Genomic DNA, 18,751 nt, shown 5'->3' on the forward strand with positions numbered 1-18,751 from the left:
TTCAATGAGTGTCCGCTGTGTTGCTGTACTGTTGTTATTTTTCGCCATGAGCGCCCAGGCGGGTGCCCCTCGAACATTTTCGGAAGCCAAGAAAGCCGCGTGGAAACTTTATGCACCCCAGTCCACCGAGTTTTATTGCGGCTGCAAGTACACCGGGAACAAGGTCGACCTGAAGGCTTGCGGTTATGTGCCACGCAAGAATGCCAAGCGCGCTTCGCGAATAGAGTGGGAGCACATCGTGCCGGCGTGGCAGATCGGCCATCAGCGACAATGCTGGCAAGCAGGCGGACGCAAGAATTGCACACGCTACGATCCGGTTTATCAAAAGGCTGAAGCCGATTTGCACAACCTGGTGCCGAGCATTGGCGAGGTCAATGGTGACCGCAGCAACTTCAGCTACGGCTGGCTGCCCGTGCAATCCGGCCAGTACGGCTCCTGCCTGACTCAAGTCGACTTCAAGGCGAAGAAGGTCATGCCCCGTCCTTCGATCCGCGGCATGATAGCCCGCACGTATTTTTATATGAGCAAACAATACGGTCTGCGTCTGTCGAAGCAGGATCGGCAGCTGTACGAGGCGTGGGACAAGACTTATCCGGTGCAGGATTGGGAACGTCAGCGCAACCAAAGCGTGGCGTGCGTGATGGGGCGCGGCAATGAGTTCGTCGGCTCGGTCAATCTGAAAGCCTGCGGCTGAGCGCAGCGCGTAAAAAAGGCCTCGAGCGCTACGCTCGAGGCCTTTCTCATTTGGCGCTTCGTTTATGGCGTGAGCGGGTGCTCGATCACCACCGATTCAATATTCTGCTTCTTGGCTTTTACCAACGCCGCATCAACCTGCACCTTGCGCGCCTCAGCATCAGCCCGGGAATTGAACGGACCGATCAGAATGCGTGTGTTACCGCTGCTGTCCTTGACCACCGTCGGCACAAAAGCATGCTCGATCAACCAGCCGCTCAGGTCACTGACTGCCTGAGGGGTTTCACCACGCACCTCCAGATCCCATTGGGGTGCAGAAGCCACCGCCGGCGCTGCCGCAACCTTCGTCTCGGGCTTCGGTGCATTCACATTTTTGCCTTCACCGCAGCCTGCCAATGCCAGTGTCGCTATCAGCCAAACCAATTTGCGCACAACGCTTTCCTCGGAATTCGTAAAGCGGCGATCTTATCATTCATAAATACTTCGCGAGGCCCGCAAAATGGGCACGAAACAACGAGAATCATGAATGCAGCCTCTGTATAGTTACGCCCTGGGAATTAATGCCGCATCTGCGCGTCAGAAAGAGGCACCCAAACCGTGAGACTTCGCACTAATCTATAGATACCACCGACCTCTGCACTGTCTGAATCAGGTGCCCTACAAAGCAATCAAGGAGAAGACCATGCTGATACTCACCCGCAAAGTCGGTGAAAGCATAAACATTGGTGATGACATCACGATCACCATCCTCGGAGTCAGCGGCCAACAGGTTCGCATCGGCATCAATGCTCCGAAAAACGTGGCAGTGCACCGTGAAGAAATTTACCAACGCATCCAGGCCGGCCTGACCGCTCCGGACAAGCCGCAAACACCCTGAGTCACGCTGTCTTACGTAGCCAGTCCTTTTGCCGCCGTGCAAGACTGGCTAAAGATTCACGCGCCGTTTAGCCATCCGCATTTCACCCCGCCAGGCACGGCGCCTGAAGCATACAGCCCCCCCTCACTTGCCTCCCTGCTTTCTGCCGCCGATCTTACCTTTCACTTCTGGAGCTGGCTGTCGGACGTTTCCGATAGAGCGCGGAGAATCTCGCCTTCTAAGTGAATATCACACCACGCGCCATGCCGGTGGCCGCCACCATCATCAAGGTCAAGAGCAGCGCTTCGACGTGACTGATTCGCGCATACAACTTCGCACGTCCCGTATCGATCACCACCCCGCGCGATGATGCGACACGCCATTTGATCAGCGTGATCATCGGTGCAAGCTCGATCAGGAGAATCAGCAAAAACAGCGTCATTTTCAGATGGAACAGCGGCTGATGCAGATAATAGTCAGCGCCCTTCTCATAACCGCCAAGTGCACGCATCCCACCCGTGACCAGCAGCGTCAACGCCGAAAGCCCCCAGAGGTTATCCGCGAGCAAAACACGCTTGACCTGAGCCATATTGGCAGTCAGCTGGCTGAACGCCCTGCCGCGAGTGAGCACCGCCCAGAAAGCCAAGACAAACGCGAAAAGATGAATAGCTGCAAGAATCCACTGACTCAACATCGACACACTCCCCATCTAAAGAGTCGAAAATCGGCCAGTCAGTAGTAGACGAAAAAACAGACGCGCGTGAAGCGATGCCACGAAGGACGTGCGGTGCCACAAATCGCAGGCAAAAAAAATCCCAAGCAGCTGATGGAAGCTTGGGATTTAAAAATGCATAAACCGTGGTGGTGAACGCGGGACGGATGTTACTTAAATTCACAACCTCCAACAAGGCTTTTTCGATAACCGGTTGGAGAGAAAAAGCCGTAAGCCTTTAAATATCCGAGTGTTTTTTATACCACCAGGAGAATTTGACGCACCAAAATGGAGCCAGCGCTTTTTGGGAGGACGGAGGATTACCTGCCCCAGAACATTTCGCCAGGAAAGTGTTTCTCACTGATGTTCAGATCAGCCAACCCGGTGTGCTTTGCCGTAGCACAATCGAGGCGCCGGCGCGTGAACATACGTTCATCCAAATCATCATTGCAAGCGTCTAGTCTGCGGGTTCCGACATAGTGACTACAGGAGTAACCCACCATGTTCTCGCACGAAAGCATTCCGCTTATCATCTTTTTCATCATTCTTCTGCTCGGCGCCCTGGCTGCCGCCCTTCATCCGTTGCACGCGCTTATTTCCTGGCTTCGCAGACGGAGTGAAAGAGCGAACGCCAGTCACGCGCGAAAAGTCGATTCGCGCTGACTCACTTCCGCACAAGCCCGGCAAGGTCCGGGCTTTCATTCGCCTGGATCAATTCCACTCAGCGCTACCTGCTTCGCTGATACGGCGGTTATTAGCTCAAATGGCAAGCAGATCAGCATGAGCCAGGCGGAATTCCATCCTTATTGAAGTCCTTTAAGCGCTCCCGCTCTTCCTCTGTGGAATGCGCAGGCGTCGTTTGCTCAGGCAGGTCTTCCTCTGGCACTTGCGTTTTATCGTCAGTCATTGCGCTGCCCTCATTATCGTTGCTATTTGGGCATCAGCTTGGGGCCGGCAGTTCCAGATTTCAAATCCTGCGAACTCGGGCATAGGGCGCGCCATGATCGCCCTCGACTGGTTCGTCTACGCGTACTAATGCGAGGGGATTATGAAAAAGTTATGCAAATCCCAGACAACAAAAAAGGGCCCACCTTTCGGTGAGCCCTTCCAGACCGCCCAGCAGAGCGGATTTTGTTTGGTAGGCGCGATTGGACTCGAACCAACGACCCCCACCATGTCAAGGTGGTGCTCTAACCAACTGAGCTACGTGCCTGCTGTGAGGCGGCATTCTACGGAATTCCGGAGGGGTGTCAACACCTTTTTTTCACCTAACCCTATGAATATGCAAAATATTTAATTTCTGCTCAGGGAAGAAGATTTTCCGGTGGCTGGCGGAGGATTTTCAACTCGGGTAGGATCGACGCACTCGTAAAATATATTAAACAGAGGCGGCAGGATGGCAAACAACCAATACCCGGATTCTTACTACGCTGCGTCGGCCAATGCCGTGCCGGCCCGTCCTGCGCTGCAGGATGCTGTAGAGACAGACGTCTGTGTAATCGGTGCCGGGTATACCGGATTGTCCTCCGCTTTATTTCTATTGGAGAACGGTTTTCGCGTGACGGTTCTCGAAGCCGCGAAGGTCGGTTTTGGTGCTTCGGGGCGCAACGGCGGGCAGATCGTCAACAGCTACAGCCGCGACATTGATGTCATCGAACGCACGGTTGGCCCCAAGCAAGCACAACTGCTAGGGCAGATGGCCTTTGAAGGCGCCCGGATCATTCGTGAGCGTGTGGCCAAATACAACATCCAGTGCGACTTGAAGGACGGCGGTGTGTTCGCCGCCCTCTCCACTAAACAGATGGGCCATCTCGAATCACAAAAGCGCCTGTGGGAGCGCTTCGGTCATTCACAACTCGAGTTGCTCGACCAACGCCGCATTCGCGAAGTGGTCGGTTGCGATCGATACGTGGGCGGCATGCTTGATATGAGCGGCGGCCATATTCACCCGCTCAACCTCGCACTCGGCGAAGCGGCGGCAGTCGAGTCACTGGGCGGCACGATCTACGAACAGTCTCCTGCCGTGCGCATCGAGCGCGGCGCCACCCCTGTCGTGCATACGCCGCAAGGCAAGGTCAGGGCCAAATTCATCATCGTCGCCGGCAATGCCTATCTGGGCAATCTGGTGCCGGAACTGGCAGCCAAATCGATGCCCTGTGGCACGCAGGTGATCACCACCGAGCCACTGGGTGACGAGTTGGCGAAAGCGCTGCTGCCGCAGGATTACTGTGTGGAAGACTGCAACTACCTGCTCGACTACTACCGACTGACCAGCGACAAGCGCCTGATCTTCGGCGGCGGCGTGGTTTACGGCGCGCGGGATCCGGCGAACATTGAAGCGATCATCCGCCCGAAGATGCTCAAGGCCTTCCCGCAGCTCAAGGATGTAAAGATCGATTACGCCTGGACCGGCAACTTCCTGTTGACGCTGTCGCGCTTGCCCCAGGTCGGACGTTTGGGCGACAACATTTATTACTCGCAGGGTTGCAGCGGACACGGCGTCACCTATACGCACCTGGCAGGCAAAGTTCTGGCTGAAGCGCTGCGCGGTCAGGCTGAGCGTTTCGACGCATTTGCCGATCTGCCGCACTATCCGTTTCCGGGCGGGCAATTGCTGCGTACACCGTTTGCTGCGCTGGGCGCTTGGTATTACGGGTTGCGCGACAAATTCGGGATGTAAAAAAAGGGCCGCTTACTGCGGCCCTCTTCATTTGCGCACCAGCCTCAGAGCTGACCCCTGCAATTGCGCCGCGAATCCGCAAGAGCCTGCAGTGAGCTCGTCACGCCTGGATAAACGCTTCAGTGCGCACTGCCGCCGTCCCCTCCGGCGCCCGTCGCGCCACTTGCAGACCGAGAGACTGCATCTTAGTGGACGTTGTGCTCAAGGGCCGGCGCGTCGGCTTGCAGCTTCTGCACTTCGCTCACCACCAGCTCTGCGCTCTGCCCGCCCCAGCCCTGACGCAGATAGTTGAGCAGATCGGTCAATTGCTCAGGATTTAACTTGTCGGCGAAACCCGGCATCGGCTGCATGTGTTCGAACCCGGAGAACTTCTGCTCGCCGATGCCATCCTCGATCACCCGCAGCAGGTTACGCGGGTCTTCGAGGCGCAAGGTGGTGTTGCCGCGCATCGCTACCGCAATGTGCGGTTTACCTTCACCGCCAGCCGCATGGCATCCGGCGCAGACGTTCAAGTATTCCTGACGGCCGCGTTGGGCACTCGGGCTGAGCTTATCCAGCGGCACCTCGACCAGTTCCCTGGCTGCCGCCGGCTGCTCGCCCAGCAGGAATATCGCCATCGCCGCCAGATCCGCATCGCTCAAACCCTGCGTGCTGTTGTGGAATACCGGGAACATTTCGTTGAACATGGTCCCTTGCGCGCTCATGCCATGTTTAAGAAACGTGCTCAGATCCTGCTGATTCCAGCCGCGCGCAGCCAGGTCGGTAGCCAGCAGGCTCGGCGCCAGATAACCATTGAGGATGCCGCCGGTCATGCGCTTGTCCATCTGCATCGCGCCCGGCAGGCCGCGTGGCGTGTGACATTCACCGCAGTGACCGAGAACGTCGACCATGTATTGGCCACGCTTCCACGCCTCACTTTTGCCGTCGGCCGGCTCCAGCTTGACGTCTTTGCCGTACAGCATGTTCCAGCCCGTCAGGCCCAAACGGACGTTGAACGGAAAGCTCAGGTTGGTTACCGGTGCGGCGCGCTCAATTGGCTCGATGGTTTTCAGATACGCGTGAATAGCATCGGAATCGGCGCGCGGCATCAGGTGATACGAGGTGTACGGCATCGCTGGATACAGATTCGCACCGTCGCGACGCTTGCCCTCGGTCAACGCAGCGAAGAACTCGTCATCGTTGTACAGACCGATGCCGTGTTCCTTGCTCGGCGTGATGTTGGTGCCGTAGATCGTGCCGAAAGGCGAGACGATCGGCAGGCCGCCGGCATAAGGCGCGCCACCCGGTGCAGTGTGGCAGGCCATGCAATCGGCGGCGCGGGCGAGATATTCGCCGCGCTTGATCTGATCGTCGGCGTGGGCAGCCAACAGCGGCGCAGCCAGTCCGACCGCAAAAGTCAGGCGAGTCAATAAACGTTTCATGCTCACCCCTCCTTGACCAGGCCGAGATCGGTCAGCACGTTGCGCGTGGCGTTGTAATAACGCACGTAACCAGTGCAGCGGCAGACGTGATGGCCGAGGCTGTCCTCGATCACCTGTTCCAGCTTGCTGTGTACGGTTGGCTGGCGTTGCAGCTTCTCGACCAGCACGGTGGCAGCGTTGACGAAACCCGGCGCGCAGTAGCTGCACTGGAAGGCGAACTCGTCGACGAAGCGTTGCTGGATCGGATTGAGCTCGGTGACCTGACCCTGCTCGTCGCGAATGGCGTGGCCTTCGATCGTGCGGACTTTTTTGCCCTCGAAGTAATGCGCACCGGTGATGCAGGTGCGCACTTCTTCGCTGGTGCCGTCGGGGTTGTCGACGATCACCACGCAGGCGTGGCAGATCCCCTGACCGCAGCCCAGACGCGAGCCGGTGAGGTTTTTGTATTCGTGCAGGTAGTCGATCATCGGCAGATCATCAGGGATGTCCACCGGGCCGACGGATTGACCGTTGAGGGTCAGTTGAAGCGGACGGTTAGCCATGGAGGGCCTCCTTGATACGCGCAGCAGTGATGGGCAGGTCGCGAACACGTTTACCGATGGCGTGCGCCACGGCGTTACCGATGGCACCGACAATCGGAATCATCACCACTTCGGCGATGCCTTTGGACGGGTCGCTTGGCGACAGCGGCGGCAGGATTTCAGCGGTCTGCTTCCACACCGCAACATGACGCGCCATCGGCAGACGGTAACGGTTGAAGTTCCAGTCGCCCTCCCCCGGCCCGCCTTCGTACAGCGGCATCTCTTCCATCAGCGCATGGCCAATACCCATGGCGATGCCACCTTCGAGCTGCCCTTTGACCAACTCCTCAACCAGCACGCGACCGCACTCGACCCACGAATGGTGGTTGAGCACCTGGACCTCCGCGGAGCCTTTGTTGACCTTCAGCTCGACCAACGTGGCGACCGGACTGTAGTAGGTCACGGCAGCGTTGTTCAGTTGCACCACCGGGTAGTTGACGTTCTGCCGATCGAGCAAGTGGAAACCGGCGCTGTTCATTTGCGCCTTCTTCGCTTGCGGCGCGCCATCGCCGTATTTCACCGCCAGACCGTCGAGCGGCAGGCGCTCGCGCACGCCGTCGATGCTGTACTCGGCCTCGGCCCAACTCCAACGGTTGAAACCGTGGACCGTGGCGCCCGTCACCAGCCCGCGTTCGTGGGCGCGCTTGGCCAACTCTTCGAAGCTCAGCGGTTGCATGCCGTTGGCAGTCAACTTGCCGTCGACCCAATGCGCATCTTCGCGGCGCACCATGTAAGGGTTGGCCTGGCCGCCATAGGGGCCCTGACGCCAGATCTCCAGTGCCGCCGGCCACAAGCCGTGGTTGAACAGCACGCGCGCCGCTTCACGGGTGGCATGGCTGAAGTAATAGGCGGAGTTGGTCGCCGAGGAGGCTGAGGCCAGCTTGCCGACCCAGCGCGGGTTGCGCAGCAGAGCGTCCTGCTCGGCCTGACTCATGATGTAAGGGTTGCCGCTGGTGATCAGCTGCATTTCCTGCCATTCGGTTTCGCCGGTTTTTACATCGTGCGCCGGGCTGCCGAGGAAATCTGCGACAACCAACGCTTGCGAAGTGGACATGCCGGTGCCGATTTCGATACCGATGTGGCGCAAGGTAATGCGGCCGTCAGCGGTGAATTCGATGCTGGCCATCGGCGCTTCGGAGCCGGTGCCGAAGTCCTTCTGGCAAATAGCGAAACCGACGCCGTACCAGTTATCCGCATCTGCCGCTTCACGCTGTTGCTTGATCGCGTCGCGGTTTTTCCAGACTTCGTGCACCGACGCCTTGTCGAGGATTTCGTGCAGACGCAGCGCACCCGCGGGAATCGCGCCCTGAGTGTTTTTCATACCGGAACGCAGGGCGTTCCTGCGGCGCAAATCGATCGCGTCCACACCCAGGCGGTTGGCGATTTCGTCGACCATCATTTCAGTCGCCGCCATGCTCTGCAGAGTGCCGTAACCGCGCATCGAACCTGCTTCGACCGCACGCGAGTGATACGCCGTGACCTGCAGATCGTTCTGCGGCATGTAGTAGATCGATTGCGCTGCCGTAGCGCCAACTGCCGCCACCGAAGGGCTGTAATTGACCCGGCCGCCACCGTCGACACTCATTTCAGCGCGGAAAATCTTGAAGGAGTAATCGTTCTTGTCCACGGCCAACTGGTAGCGGATGTCGAACGGGTGACGCTTGATGCCGCTCTGGAATTGCTCGTAGCGGTCGTTGGCCAGACGCACCGGAACACCGGCGCCGTAAAGCGCGGCCAAGGCTGCGTAGTAGACGAAAATGTTGTGGTCTTTGGAGCCATAGCCGACTGTATAGCCCGGGTGCATGTTCAGATTGGCCAGGCCGAAACGCGACGGCCCGATCATCTTCGCAGTCTCGGTCGCGACTTCCAGCGGGCACTGCGTCGCTACGACGAAATGCAGGGTTTTGGTTTTCGGGTCGTACCAGCCGTTGCCGTTGTCCGGCTCAAGGGCGGCCGGTTCGATCGACGGGGTTTTGTAGCGCTCATCGAACACCAGCCAGTTGTCCGGCGGCGTGTCGATTTGCTGTTTCATGCGGTCGGCGTAGAACAGGCCGCGCTCGGTGAGGTTGCCGTGCAGGTTTGGCTGGGAATTCCACACCGGGCGACGGTTTTTCAGCATCGGGAAGAGGATCGAATCCTTGAGACTGGCGAACTCATCTTCGTCCGCCGAGGTCGCGCCGCCAACGCGCACGTAGCGGAAGCTGCCATAGGGATCGCCTTCGTAGAACGGCACTTTGGCACCGTAACGAATCGCTTTGTCATTGAATTTGAGTTGGTTCTTGGCCTGACGGAAGCGCTCGAAGTCGTTCCAGATCAGGATCGCCACCGGGTGACCGATGAACATCGGCACCTTGCCTTCTGGCAGCAATGGATCGGGCGCGTGCTCTTCGGGGAAGTGGATACCGTCCTTATCCAGATCGGCAGCGGTGACGATACGGTCCGGCTGCAGATCGGCGCCGAGCCACGACAGGTCGTAGCCTGCGTAGATACGGTCGGCCTTGATGGTTTTGAGCAGCATGGCGTGGCCTTGTTGCTCAGGCCAGCCTGGCATGTCCTTGGCGCGGATGTCGCGAGCGAAGACTTTGCTGCCACAAACCTTGGACAGGGCATCGTTGCGTTGACGCGCCTTGCCGTTGTTGCCGAGCCATTTCTCGGACGGGACGGTGACGCTGGTTTCCATCAAGGCAGCCAGCGCCTGACTACTGAGCGGCGTGAGCGTAACGCTCACACCCGCCACCAGCCCGCCCTGGAGGAACGAGCGCCGGGATATTTCACGGTTGGACATGGATCATCCTCTGGGCGGTTATAGGTCCGCCCTTGTGGTTATCTACAGGGGATCTCGAGTCGTGCAGAAGCTCTTTCTGACGAAGCAAAGAGCTGTGTTGACAGTGCAAAGCTGACCGAAAGGTTAACTTTAAAGGTTTCTGCGTCCGCGGCAAACAACCAGTTACAAAAACCTGACTAAATAATCAAAAAAATCAATGCGACGTGGTATCGCAGGAGGCTTGCGGAGATTCTTGTAGGAGCTGTCGAGTGAAACGAGGCTGCGATCTTTTGATCTTGTTTTGATGATCAAGAGCAAAAGATCGCAGCGTGCCGCAGCGCCTACAGGGGGATTCGTGCAGGCGTTCAAGAGAGGAATAGCCAAATTTCAGACACAAAAAACCCCGGTCTTTCGACCAGGGTCTTTGCTATCGATCCGACTCAGCCAGCAGCTGATTTCGGTGTTTCAAGGCGTTCAGTGCTCCTTGAAACAGATATGGCGCAGCGGACGGGACTCGAACCCGCGACCCCCGGCGTGACAGGCCGGTATTCTAACCGACTGAACTACCGCTGCGTATCGCTTTGAGCTTGCGCTCAAGTAACTCGTTTTGACTGCAGGCTTCGGTGCCTCGCAATCGCGAACCAGATGAATCTGACTCGTAAAATATGGCGCAGCGGACGGGACTCGAACCCGCGACCCCCGGCGTGACAGGCCGGTATTCTAACCGACTGAACTACCGCTGCGCGTCGGTGCAGGCACTTTCAGCCTACGCTCTTGCTTACACAAGTATCTCGGGAGTGGTGGGTGATGACGGGATCGAACCGCCGACATTCTGCTTGTAAGGCAGACGCTCTCCCAGCTGAGCTAATCACCCGTTTGCATCTCCGAGGCCGCGAAATTTACGCAGGTGGCGAAGCTAAGTCAATAGCAGGATTGGAGTTTTTTTCAAAAACAGCTTTTAGCTTCAAGCTTCAAGAAAAAGCAGGAGCACCTAAAGCAGGTACACCAGAGTCTTGCTTTAGCTTGCAGCTTGCAGCTCGAAGCTGCCCTTCACTGCTCGTAAATCATCTTCTTGGTCATGCCGCCATCGACGACGAATTCCTGTCCGGTGACAAACCCGGCGTTGCGCGACAGCAACCATGCCACCATCGCCGCCACATCTTCGACCGTCCCTACCCTGCCCGCTGGATGCTGGGCATGATCGGCATCGGCCAGAGGTTCGGCGCGACGTACCGAGGGATCACGCGCGTCAATCCAGCCAGGACTCACCGCGTTTACGCGGATTTCCGGGCCGAGGCTGATGGCCAGCGCATGGGTCAACGCCAACAATCCGCCCTTGCTCGCGGCGTACGCCTCGGTGTCCGGTTCCGACTGCCTGGCACGGGTCGAGGCCAGGTTGACGATCGAACCGTTGTGCGCGCGTAGATACGGCGCACAGTGCTTGGCCAGCAACATCGGCCCGCTCAGATTGACCGCCAACACTCGGTTCCAATACGCCAGATCAAGGCTTTCCAGGGTGATGTTGTGCGGCTCGGCTACCGCTGCATTACAGACCAGAGCATCAAGGCGACCAAACTGCCCCAACACCTCGGCCACACCCAGCGCGACCTGATTTTCATCGGCGACGTCCATAGCGATAAACCAGGCGTTTTCGCCCAGTACCTTCGCCACCTTTGAACCACGCGCCCGATCCAGATCAGTCAGCACTACTTGCCAGCCTTCGCTGATCAGCCATGCAGCGATGCCCAGTCCGATGCCGCGTGCGGCACCGGTGACCAGCGCCACGCGGCCATGGGTATTGGCCGCCGGTGTCGACAATTCGATCACAACGCCGCCAGACCGCGCGCCAGATCGGCTTGCAGGTCTGCCACATCTTCCAGACCGACCGCGACCCGGATCAGGCTGTCACGAATGCCCGCCGCTTCACGCTCTTGGGGCGCCAGACGGCCGTGGGACGTGGTGCTCGGATGGGTGATGGTGGTTTTGCTGTCGCCGAGGTTGGCAGTGATCGAAATCAACCGCGTGGCATCGATAAAGCGCCAGGCGCCCTCTTTGCCGCCCTTGACCTCGAAACTGACCACGGCACCGAAGCCTTTCTGCTGGCGTTGAGCCAATTCGTGCTGCGGATGGCTTTTGAGACCTGCGTAATGGACCTTCTCGACGCCATCCTGCTGCTCCAGCCATTCGGCCAGCGCCTGAGCGTTGGCGCAATGAGCCTTCATGCGCAGGTTGAGGGTTTCCAGACCTTTGAGGAAGATCCACGCGTTGAACGGACTCAGAGTCGGCCCGGCGGTACGCAGGAAACCGACCACCTCTTTCATCTGCTCGCCACGACCGGCGACAACGCCACCCATGCAACGGCCCTGGCCGTCGATGAACTTGGTCGCCGAGTGCACGACAACATCCGCACCGAGCTTTAGCGGCTGCTGCAACGCCGGGGTGCAGAAGCAGTTGTCGACCACCAGCATCGCACCCTTGGCGTGGGCAATTTCCGCCAGCGCGGCGATATCCACCAGCTCGGCCAAAGGATTGGACGGTGACTCGACAAAAAGCAGTTTGGTATTGGACTTGATCGCCGTGTCCCAGCCGGACAGATCGGCCAGCGGCACGTAATCGACTTCGACGCCGAAGCGCTTGAAATACTTTTCGAACAGGCTGATGGTCGAACCAAATACACTGCGCGACACCAGCACATGATCGCCAGCACTGCACAGGCTCATCACCACCGCCATGATCGCGGCCATGCCGGTTGCCGTGGCGACGGCTTGCTCGGCGCCTTCCAGCGCGGCAATGCGCTCTTCGAAGGCACGCACGGTCGGGTTGGTGTAGCGCGAATAGACGTTGCCCGGCACTTCGCCGGCAAAGCGCGCCGCTGCGTCGGCAGCGGTACGGAACACGTAGCTGGAGGTGAAGAACATCGGATCACCGTGTTCGCCTTCCGGCGTGCGGTGCTGACCGGCACGCACAGCCAGGGTATCGAACGCTACGCCTTCGAGGTCGCTGTCCAGCCGACCGGCATCCCATTCCTGACTCATGCTGTCTCTCCTTGCAGTTCTCGAACAATGAATATCAGATACAAAACCGGCCCCTCAGGGCCGGTGGAAACTCAGTTGTTGTACAGATCGATGATTGCACTGACGGCCTGGGTCTTGACCTTCGAGGCATCGTTGCGTGCCTGTTCGATCTTGTTCAGGTAAGCCTCGTCGACGTCACCGGTCACGTACTTGCCATCGAACACGGCGCAATCGAAGTTTTCGATCTTGATCTTGCCGCCGCCGACCGCTTCGATCAAGTCAGGCAGGTCCTGATAGATCAGCCAGTCAGCACCGATCAGGTCGGCCACGTCCTGGGTCGAACGATTGTGCGCGATCAGTTCGTGGGCGCTCGGCATGTCGATACCGTAGACGTTCGGGAAACGCACCGCTGGTGCCGCCGAGCAGAAGTAGACGTTTTTCGCGCCGGCTTCGCGCGCCATCTGGATGATCTGCTTGCAAGTGGTGCCGCGCACGATCGAGTCATCGACCAGCATGACGTTCTTGCCGCGAAATTCCAGCTCGATGGCATTGAGCTTCTGGCGTACCGACTTCTTGCGCGCGGCTTGGCCCGGCATGATGAAGGTCCGGCCGATGTAGCGGTTCTTGACGAAGCCTTCGCGGAATTTCACGCCCAGGTGATTGGCCAGTTCCAGCGCTGCCGTGCGGCTGGTGTCCGGAATCGGGATGACCACGTCGATATCGTGCTCAGGGCGCTCGCGCAGGATTTTCTCGGCGAGCTTCTCGCCCATGCGCAGGCGAGCCTTGTAGACCGACACGCCATCGATGATCGAGTCCGGACGCGCCAGGTAGACGTGTTCGAAAATGCACGGGGTCAGCGACGGGTTGGTCGCGCACTGACGGGTGTGCAGCTTGCCGTCCTCAGTGATGTACACCGCTTCGCCCGGGGCGAGGTCGCGAATCAGGGTGAAACCGAGCACGTCCAGCGACACGCTTTCCGAGGCGATCATGTACTCAACGCCTTCGTCCGTGTGACGCTGGCCGAACACGATCGGGCGAATGCCGTGCGGATCGCGAAAACCGACGATGCCGTAACCGGTGACCATCGCCACAACGGCGTAACCACCAACGCAGCGGTTGTGTACGTCGGTCACGGCGGCGAAGACATCTTCTTCGGTCGGCTGCAGCTTGCCGCGCTGGGCCAGCTCGTGGGCGAACACGTTAAGCAGCACTTCCGAATCGGAACTGGTGTTGACGTGACGCAGATCGGATTCGTAGATCTCCTTGGCCAACTGTTCAACGTTGGTCAGGTTACCGTTGTGCGCCAGGGTGATGCCGTACGGCGAGTTGACGTAAAACGGCTGGGCTTCGGCCGACGTCGAGCTGCCGGCAGTCGGGTAACGGACGTGACCGATACCCATGTGCCCGACCAGACGCTGCATGTGACGCTGCTGGAACACGTCACGCACCAGGCCGTTATCCTTGCGCAGGAACAACCGGCCATCATGGCTGGTCACGATACCGGCAGCATCCTGGCCGCGGTGCTGGAGCACGGTTAGCGCGTCATACAGCGCCTGATTGACGTTCGACTTACCGACGATACCGACGATGCCACACATGCGACGCAACCCCTACTTAATGGATCTGAACTGAACAACACTCACTGAGGCGTTTTCGCCGCCGGCAAGAGCTGCTCCTTGAACGGAATCTCAGCGGGTACGCTGATTCCGCTGGCAAGCCACTGACTGCTCCACCCGAGTATCAGGTTTTTGGACCAGTCGGCGACCAATAGAAACTTCGGCACGAGCTGTGATTCTTTCCACCACCCGTCCTGCTGTACCGGCCCCAGGCTCAACAGCCCGACCGCCACGACCACCAGCAACACGCCACGCGCAGCGCCGAAGGCCATGCCGAGGAATCGATCGGTCCCGGACAACCCGGTGACGCGAACCAACTCGCCGATAAGATAATTGATCATTGCGCCGACGATCAGTGTGGCGACAAACATGATGGCACAGCCCGCGATCACGCGAGCCGATGGGGTTTCGATGTATCCGGCGAGGTACTCGGACAGTGAGCCACCAAACATCCAGGCAACCGCTCCTGCGATGATCCAGGTCAGCAGCGATAAGGCTTCCTTGACGAAGCCGCGGCTCAGACTGATCAAAGCGGAGATGGCGATGATTGCAACGATCGCCCAGTCAACCCAGGTAAATGGCACAGTGCAGCCTACAGACGGATAAGGCGGCGCATTTTAGCAGAGCGCATGGCTGTCGGTAAGCTGCGATTGTCAGTGCTTTTCAATCGAGGTGATAGATTTCAGCCACGTTCAGGCTGGAAACGGACAACGAAGCCCTTGAGGTTCTGCTGGCGACTCAACAGATCGCGCAGACGATCGGCTTCGGCACGCTCAATCAGCGGACCGACGAACACCCGATTCTTGCCATCGGCCGAACGAATGTAGGCGTTATAACCCTGGCTGCGCAGGTTTTTCTGCAGGCTTTCAGCGCTGGCACGACTCGACAGACTCGCCAGTTGCACGGACCAGCTCACCGATACGCCGTTGGCATCGACGCGGCTCTGGGTGGTGTCAGGCTTGCTTGTTGCCGAGGTAATCGGCTGGGCCGGCGCCGGAATCGGCTTGACTACCGGTGGCGGCGTTGCTGGGCGGGCAATCTGCGCAGGGATGGTCGGAGCCGGAGCGGCCGGAGCAGCAGGCGCTGCTTCTTCAGCGACTTCTTCGTCCGTCGGCACTGGCTCTTGCGGCAGGGCTTGCGGCTCAGGCACGGCGACCGGGTCCATTTGCACTTGCGGCAGGGCTGAAGGTTGAGGCGCAGCCGGGGCCTCGACGGCCACCTGACGCTGCTCATCCTGACGCGAAAACAGCATCGGCAGGAAAATAACTGCCAGCGCCACCAACACCAACGCGCCGACCATGCGCTGCTTGTACGCTTTATCGAGCAAAGCCATTTGCCGCTTCCTCCGTGGAGCGCCGGGCCAGCCATTCAAGGGCCTCGGCGACACAATAAAATGATCCGAACAACAGAATCTCGTCGTCGCCGGTCGCTACAGCGCACTGCCCTTCCAGAGCGGCCGCCACGCTGTCGTAAGACGTGACCGAAGCACCAAGGTTCTGCAGCGCTGCCTGCAACTCAGCCACCGGACGGGCGCGCGGGGAGTCCAGAGGCGCTACAGCCCAGTGCGCGACACTAGCATTCAATTCGCCCACAACACCATCCAGATCCTTGTCTGCGAGCAGGCCGAACACCGCTAGGCGCTTGCCCACCGGCGCACGCGCAGCCAGACGACCAGCCAGATATTCAGCGGCATGGGGATTGTGACCGACATCCAGCAACAGATTCAGACGCTTGCCATTCCATTCGAACGAGCGACGGTCCAGGCGCCCGACCACACGAGTGGCCTGCAAGGCCGCGACAATCTGCTCGGCAACCCATGGCAACCCCGTCAGCAGATAAGCCTGCAACGCCAGCGCGGCGTTTTCCATCGGCAGATCGAGCAGCGGCAAGTTGTGCAACTCGACCGCTTGGCCTTGGGCATCGGTACCGCGCCATTGCCAATGCTGTTTGGTGACAGCGAGATCGAAATCGCGGCCACGCAGGGAAAACGGGCAAGCCAGTTCGCGCGCCTTGTCGAGCAGCGGTTGCGGAGGATTCAGATCGCCACACAAGGCAGGCTTGCCCTGACGGAAGATTCCGGCCTTTTCGAAGGCTACGGATTCGCGGGTATCGCCCAGATAATCAGCGTGATCCACGCCAATGCTGGTGACCAGCGCGATATCGGCATCAACCACGTTGACCGTATCCAGGCGTCCGCCCAGCCCGACCTCGAGCACCACGGCATCAAGCGCCGACCGTTGAAACAGCCAGAACGCCGCCAGGGTGCCCATCTCGAAATAAGTCAGGGAAGTGTCGCCACGGCCGGCCTCGACTGCCGCAAAGGCCTCGCACAGCTGGGCGTCAGTGGCTTCGACGCCATTGAGCTGCACCCGCTCGCTGTAACGCAGCAGGTGCGGAGAATTGTAGACGCCAACGCTCAGGCCCTGCGCGCGCAGCAATGAAGCCACGAATGCGCAGGTTGAACCCTTGCCGTTGGTGCCGGTGACCGTGATCACCCGAGGCGCCGGCTGGCCCAGCCCCATGCGGGACGCTACCTGCTGCGAGCGTTCCAGGCCCATGTCGATGGCCGACGGATGCAACTGCTCGAGGTAGGCGAGCCATTCACCAAGGGTGCGCTGGGTCATACGTTGGCAGGCACCGGCGGAACCACGATCGGCTCGATCGGCGCGGCGACGAATTTCGGCGTCGGCTTGCCGGTCATTTGCGCCAGCAGGTTGCCCAGACGCGGACGCAGTTCCTGACGATGAATGATCATGTCGATGGCACCGTGCTCAAGCAGGAACTCGCTGCGCTGGAAGCCTTCAGGGAGTTTTTCGCGCACGGTCTGCTCGATTACACGCGGGCCGGCAAAACCGATCAAGGCTTTCGGCTCGCCGACAATCACGTCGCCCAGCATCGCCAGACTGGCGGAAACACCGCCGTAGACCGGATCGGTCAGCACGGAGATGAACGGAATGCCTTCTTCGCGCAGACGCGCCAGAACGGCCGAGGTCTTGGCCATTTGCATCAGCGAGATCAACGCCTCCTGCATGCGCGCTCCGCCGGAGGCAGCAAAACAGATCATCGGGCAACGGTTTTCCAGCGCGTAGTTGGCAGCGCGAACGAAACGCTCACCGACGATGGCGCCCATGGAACCACCCATGAAGTTGAATTCGAACGCCGAAACCACCACCGGCATTCCCAGCAAGGTACCGCTGACAGAGATCAGCGCGTCCTTTTCACCGGTCTGCTTCTGTGCAGCAGTCAGACGGTCCTTGTACTTCTTGCCGTCGCGAAACTTCAGACGGTCAACCGGCTCCAGATCGGCGCCCAGTTCGTTGCGACCTTCAGGATCGAGGAAGATGTCGATGCGCGCACGTGCGCCGATGCGCATGTGGTGATTGCACTTGGGGCAAACGTCCAGGGTCTTTTCCAGCTCCGGACGGTACAGAACCGCCTCGCAGGATGGGCATTTGTGCCAAAGACCTTCAGGCACCGAGCTCTTCTTGACCTCCGAGCGCATGATCGAAGGGATCAGTTTGTCTACTAACCAGTTGCTCATGCTTTCTTTCTCCAGTACCGGCGGCCCGAACGCTCTGGTTCGCAGCCCCGCGTATGCCCTTGAGCTAAATTCATGTGTGTGGCGATGGTTGGTGAAGGGTCGCGGTCAGCGCGAAACATGACCTGCGCACGATTCAGAAACCCTCAGCCGCGCCTGCTTTGTGCAGGTGCATTGGTGGACGGCGGCAGACTGCCAGCCGTCACATCCGCAATGTATTGCCGCGCACCGCATCGATGAATGCGCGAATCCTGTGGTGATCCTTGATGCCTTTGCTCGCCTCGACCCCGCCGCTGACATCCACGGCATACGGTTTGACTCGTGCCACAGCGTCGGCAACGTTCTCCGGCGTCAGGCCACCGGCCAGAATCAACGGCTTGCTCAAGCGCCGCGGAATCAGTGACCAGTCAAACACCTCGCCGGTTCCGCCGGGCACGCCTTCGACGTACGTGTCGAGCAGCACGCCACTGGCGCCGGGATAGGCATCGCAGGCAGCGGCGATGTCATCACCGGCCTTGACCCGCAGCGCCTTGATGTACGGACGGTGCCAGCCCTCGCATTGCTCAGCGCTTTCATCGCCATGGAACTGCAACAGATCCAGGGGCACCGCATCGAGGATTTCCCCCAGCTCGCAACGGCTGGCATTGACGAACAGCCCCACGGTGGTGACGAACGGCGGCAATGCCTTGATGATCGCCCGCGCCTGCTGCACGTTCACCGCACGCGGGCTCCTGGCGTAAAACACCAGACCGATCGCATCGGCACCGGCTTCGACGGCGGCCAGTGCATCTTCTACGCGGGTAATGCCGCAGATCTTGCTGCGAACGGCTGACATGTCAGGAAAACCTCAAGGCAAAATCCGAAAACGTCCCGGAT

17 protein-coding genes and 4 tRNA genes are annotated in these 18,751 nt (G+C 59.3%); 4 read left to right on the plus strand and 17 right to left on the minus strand.

What is annotated here, in order from left to right; all coding sequences use genetic code 11:
• Positions 1-4: 4 nt before the first annotated feature.
• The gene (locus VNV36_RS17490) at positions 5-694 is read left to right on the plus strand and encodes an endonuclease (RefSeq protein WP_325718843.1); all 690 of its coding nucleotides are present in this window, start codon (positions 5-7) and stop codon (positions 692-694) included.
• Between the two features lie 62 nt (positions 695-756).
• Here the strand turns inward: VNV36_RS17490 and VNV36_RS17495 are convergent, their stop codons facing one another.
• Complete coding sequence (locus tag VNV36_RS17495) at positions 757-1,125, minus strand: SPOR domain-containing protein (RefSeq protein ID WP_325718844.1); 369 nt, start codon at positions 1,123-1,125, stop codon at positions 757-759.
• A 250-nt stretch (positions 1,126-1,375) separates the two neighbouring features.
• Between VNV36_RS17495 and csrA the strand changes: the two genes are divergently transcribed.
• Positions 1,376-1,570, plus strand: a complete 195-nt coding sequence (gene csrA / locus VNV36_RS17500; protein ID WP_003179932.1) for a carbon storage regulator CsrA — start codon at positions 1,376-1,378, stop codon at positions 1,568-1,570.
• A gap of 217 nt (positions 1,571-1,787) precedes the next feature.
• Here csrA and VNV36_RS17505 read toward each other — a convergent pair whose 3' ends face one another.
• Positions 1,788-2,243: a DUF2214 family protein gene (locus tag VNV36_RS17505; RefSeq protein WP_325718846.1), complete on the minus strand. Its 456-nt coding sequence runs from the start codon at positions 2,241-2,243 to the stop codon at positions 1,788-1,790.
• 519 nt (positions 2,244-2,762) lie between these two features.
• On the opposite strand from VNV36_RS17505, the gene VNV36_RS17510 reads away from it, so the two are divergent.
• A complete protein-coding gene (locus tag VNV36_RS17510; protein WP_325718848.1) occupies positions 2,763-2,924 on the plus strand; it encodes a hypothetical protein in 162 nt (53 codons plus the stop codon).
• 473 nt (positions 2,925-3,397) lie between these two features.
• Here the strand turns inward: VNV36_RS17510 and VNV36_RS17515 are convergent.
• A tRNA-Val gene (locus tag VNV36_RS17515) sits at positions 3,398-3,474 on the minus strand.
• Positions 3,475-3,657: 183 nt separating this feature from the next.
• Between VNV36_RS17515 and VNV36_RS17520 the strand changes: the two genes are divergently transcribed.
• Positions 3,658-4,941 (plus strand): NAD(P)/FAD-dependent oxidoreductase, encoded by a 1,284-nt coding sequence (locus tag VNV36_RS17520; RefSeq protein WP_325718849.1) that lies wholly within the window; start codon positions 3,658-3,660, stop codon positions 4,939-4,941.
• A gap of 185 nt (positions 4,942-5,126) precedes the next feature.
• On the opposite strand, the gene VNV36_RS17525 is transcribed toward VNV36_RS17520, so the two are convergent.
• The 14 genes from VNV36_RS17525 to VNV36_RS17590 form a co-directional block, all read right to left on the minus strand.
• Entirely contained in the window at positions 5,127-6,362 is a 1,236-nt protein-coding gene (locus VNV36_RS17525) for a c-type cytochrome (RefSeq protein ID WP_325718850.1), read from the minus strand.
• Positions 6,363-6,364: 2 nt separating this feature from the next.
• Positions 6,365-6,904, minus strand: coding sequence for a (2Fe-2S)-binding protein (locus tag VNV36_RS17530; protein ID WP_325718851.1), 540 nt, complete (start codon positions 6,902-6,904; stop codon positions 6,365-6,367).
• Positions 6,897-9,728 (minus strand): xanthine dehydrogenase family protein molybdopterin-binding subunit, encoded by a 2,832-nt coding sequence (locus VNV36_RS17535; protein WP_325718854.1) that lies wholly within the window; start codon positions 9,726-9,728, stop codon positions 6,897-6,899. Before VNV36_RS17535 ends, VNV36_RS17530 begins: the two co-directional genes overlap by 8 nt.
• Before the next feature lie 475 nt (positions 9,729-10,203).
• Positions 10,204-10,280, minus strand: a tRNA-Asp gene (locus tag VNV36_RS17540).
• A gap of 93 nt (positions 10,281-10,373) precedes the next feature.
• Positions 10,374-10,450: transfer RNA gene (locus VNV36_RS17545), tRNA-Asp, on the minus strand.
• Between the two features lie 55 nt (positions 10,451-10,505).
• Positions 10,506-10,581, minus strand: a tRNA-Val gene (locus VNV36_RS17550).
• A gap of 176 nt (positions 10,582-10,757) precedes the next feature.
• A complete protein-coding gene (locus VNV36_RS17555; protein ID WP_325718856.1) occupies positions 10,758-11,534 on the minus strand; it encodes an SDR family oxidoreductase in 777 nt (258 codons plus the stop codon).
• On the minus strand, positions 11,531-12,742 hold the full coding sequence (locus VNV36_RS17560; protein ID WP_325718858.1) for an O-succinylhomoserine sulfhydrylase: 1,212 nt from the start codon (positions 12,740-12,742) through the stop codon (positions 11,531-11,533). Before VNV36_RS17560 ends, VNV36_RS17555 begins: the two co-directional genes overlap by 4 nt.
• A 71-nt stretch (positions 12,743-12,813) precedes the next feature.
• Positions 12,814-14,319, minus strand: coding sequence for an amidophosphoribosyltransferase (gene purF, locus VNV36_RS17565; protein WP_007956466.1), 1,506 nt, complete (start codon positions 14,317-14,319; stop codon positions 12,814-12,816).
• Positions 14,320-14,360: 41 nt separating this feature from the next.
• Positions 14,361-14,921, minus strand: a complete 561-nt coding sequence (locus VNV36_RS17570; protein ID WP_129999126.1) for a CvpA family protein — start codon at positions 14,919-14,921, stop codon at positions 14,361-14,363.
• A gap of 98 nt (positions 14,922-15,019) precedes the next feature.
• Positions 15,020-15,670 carry an SPOR domain-containing protein gene (locus tag VNV36_RS17575; protein WP_325718865.1) on the minus strand — a complete coding sequence of 217 codons (651 nt, stop codon included), beginning with the start codon at positions 15,668-15,670 and terminating at the stop codon, positions 15,020-15,022.
• On the minus strand, positions 15,654-16,961 hold the full coding sequence (gene folC / locus VNV36_RS17580) for a bifunctional tetrahydrofolate synthase/dihydrofolate synthase (RefSeq protein WP_325718868.1): 1,308 nt from the start codon (positions 16,959-16,961) through the stop codon (positions 15,654-15,656). Before folC ends, VNV36_RS17575 begins: the two co-directional genes overlap by 17 nt.
• On the minus strand, positions 16,958-17,878 hold the full coding sequence (gene accD / locus VNV36_RS17585) for an acetyl-CoA carboxylase, carboxyltransferase subunit beta (RefSeq protein WP_325718870.1): 921 nt from the start codon (positions 17,876-17,878) through the stop codon (positions 16,958-16,960). The genes folC and accD overlap by 4 nt, the downstream gene beginning before the upstream one ends.
• Before the next feature lie 199 nt (positions 17,879-18,077).
• Positions 18,078-18,710 carry a phosphoribosylanthranilate isomerase gene (locus VNV36_RS17590; RefSeq protein WP_325718872.1) on the minus strand — a complete coding sequence of 211 codons (633 nt, stop codon included), beginning with the start codon at positions 18,708-18,710 and terminating at the stop codon, positions 18,078-18,080.
• Between the last annotated feature and the right edge of the window lie 41 nt (positions 18,711-18,751).

Source organism: Pseudomonas sp. (genome assembly GCF_035554175.1).
Classification (GTDB): domain Bacteria; phylum Pseudomonadota; class Gammaproteobacteria; order Pseudomonadales; family Pseudomonadaceae; genus Aquipseudomonas.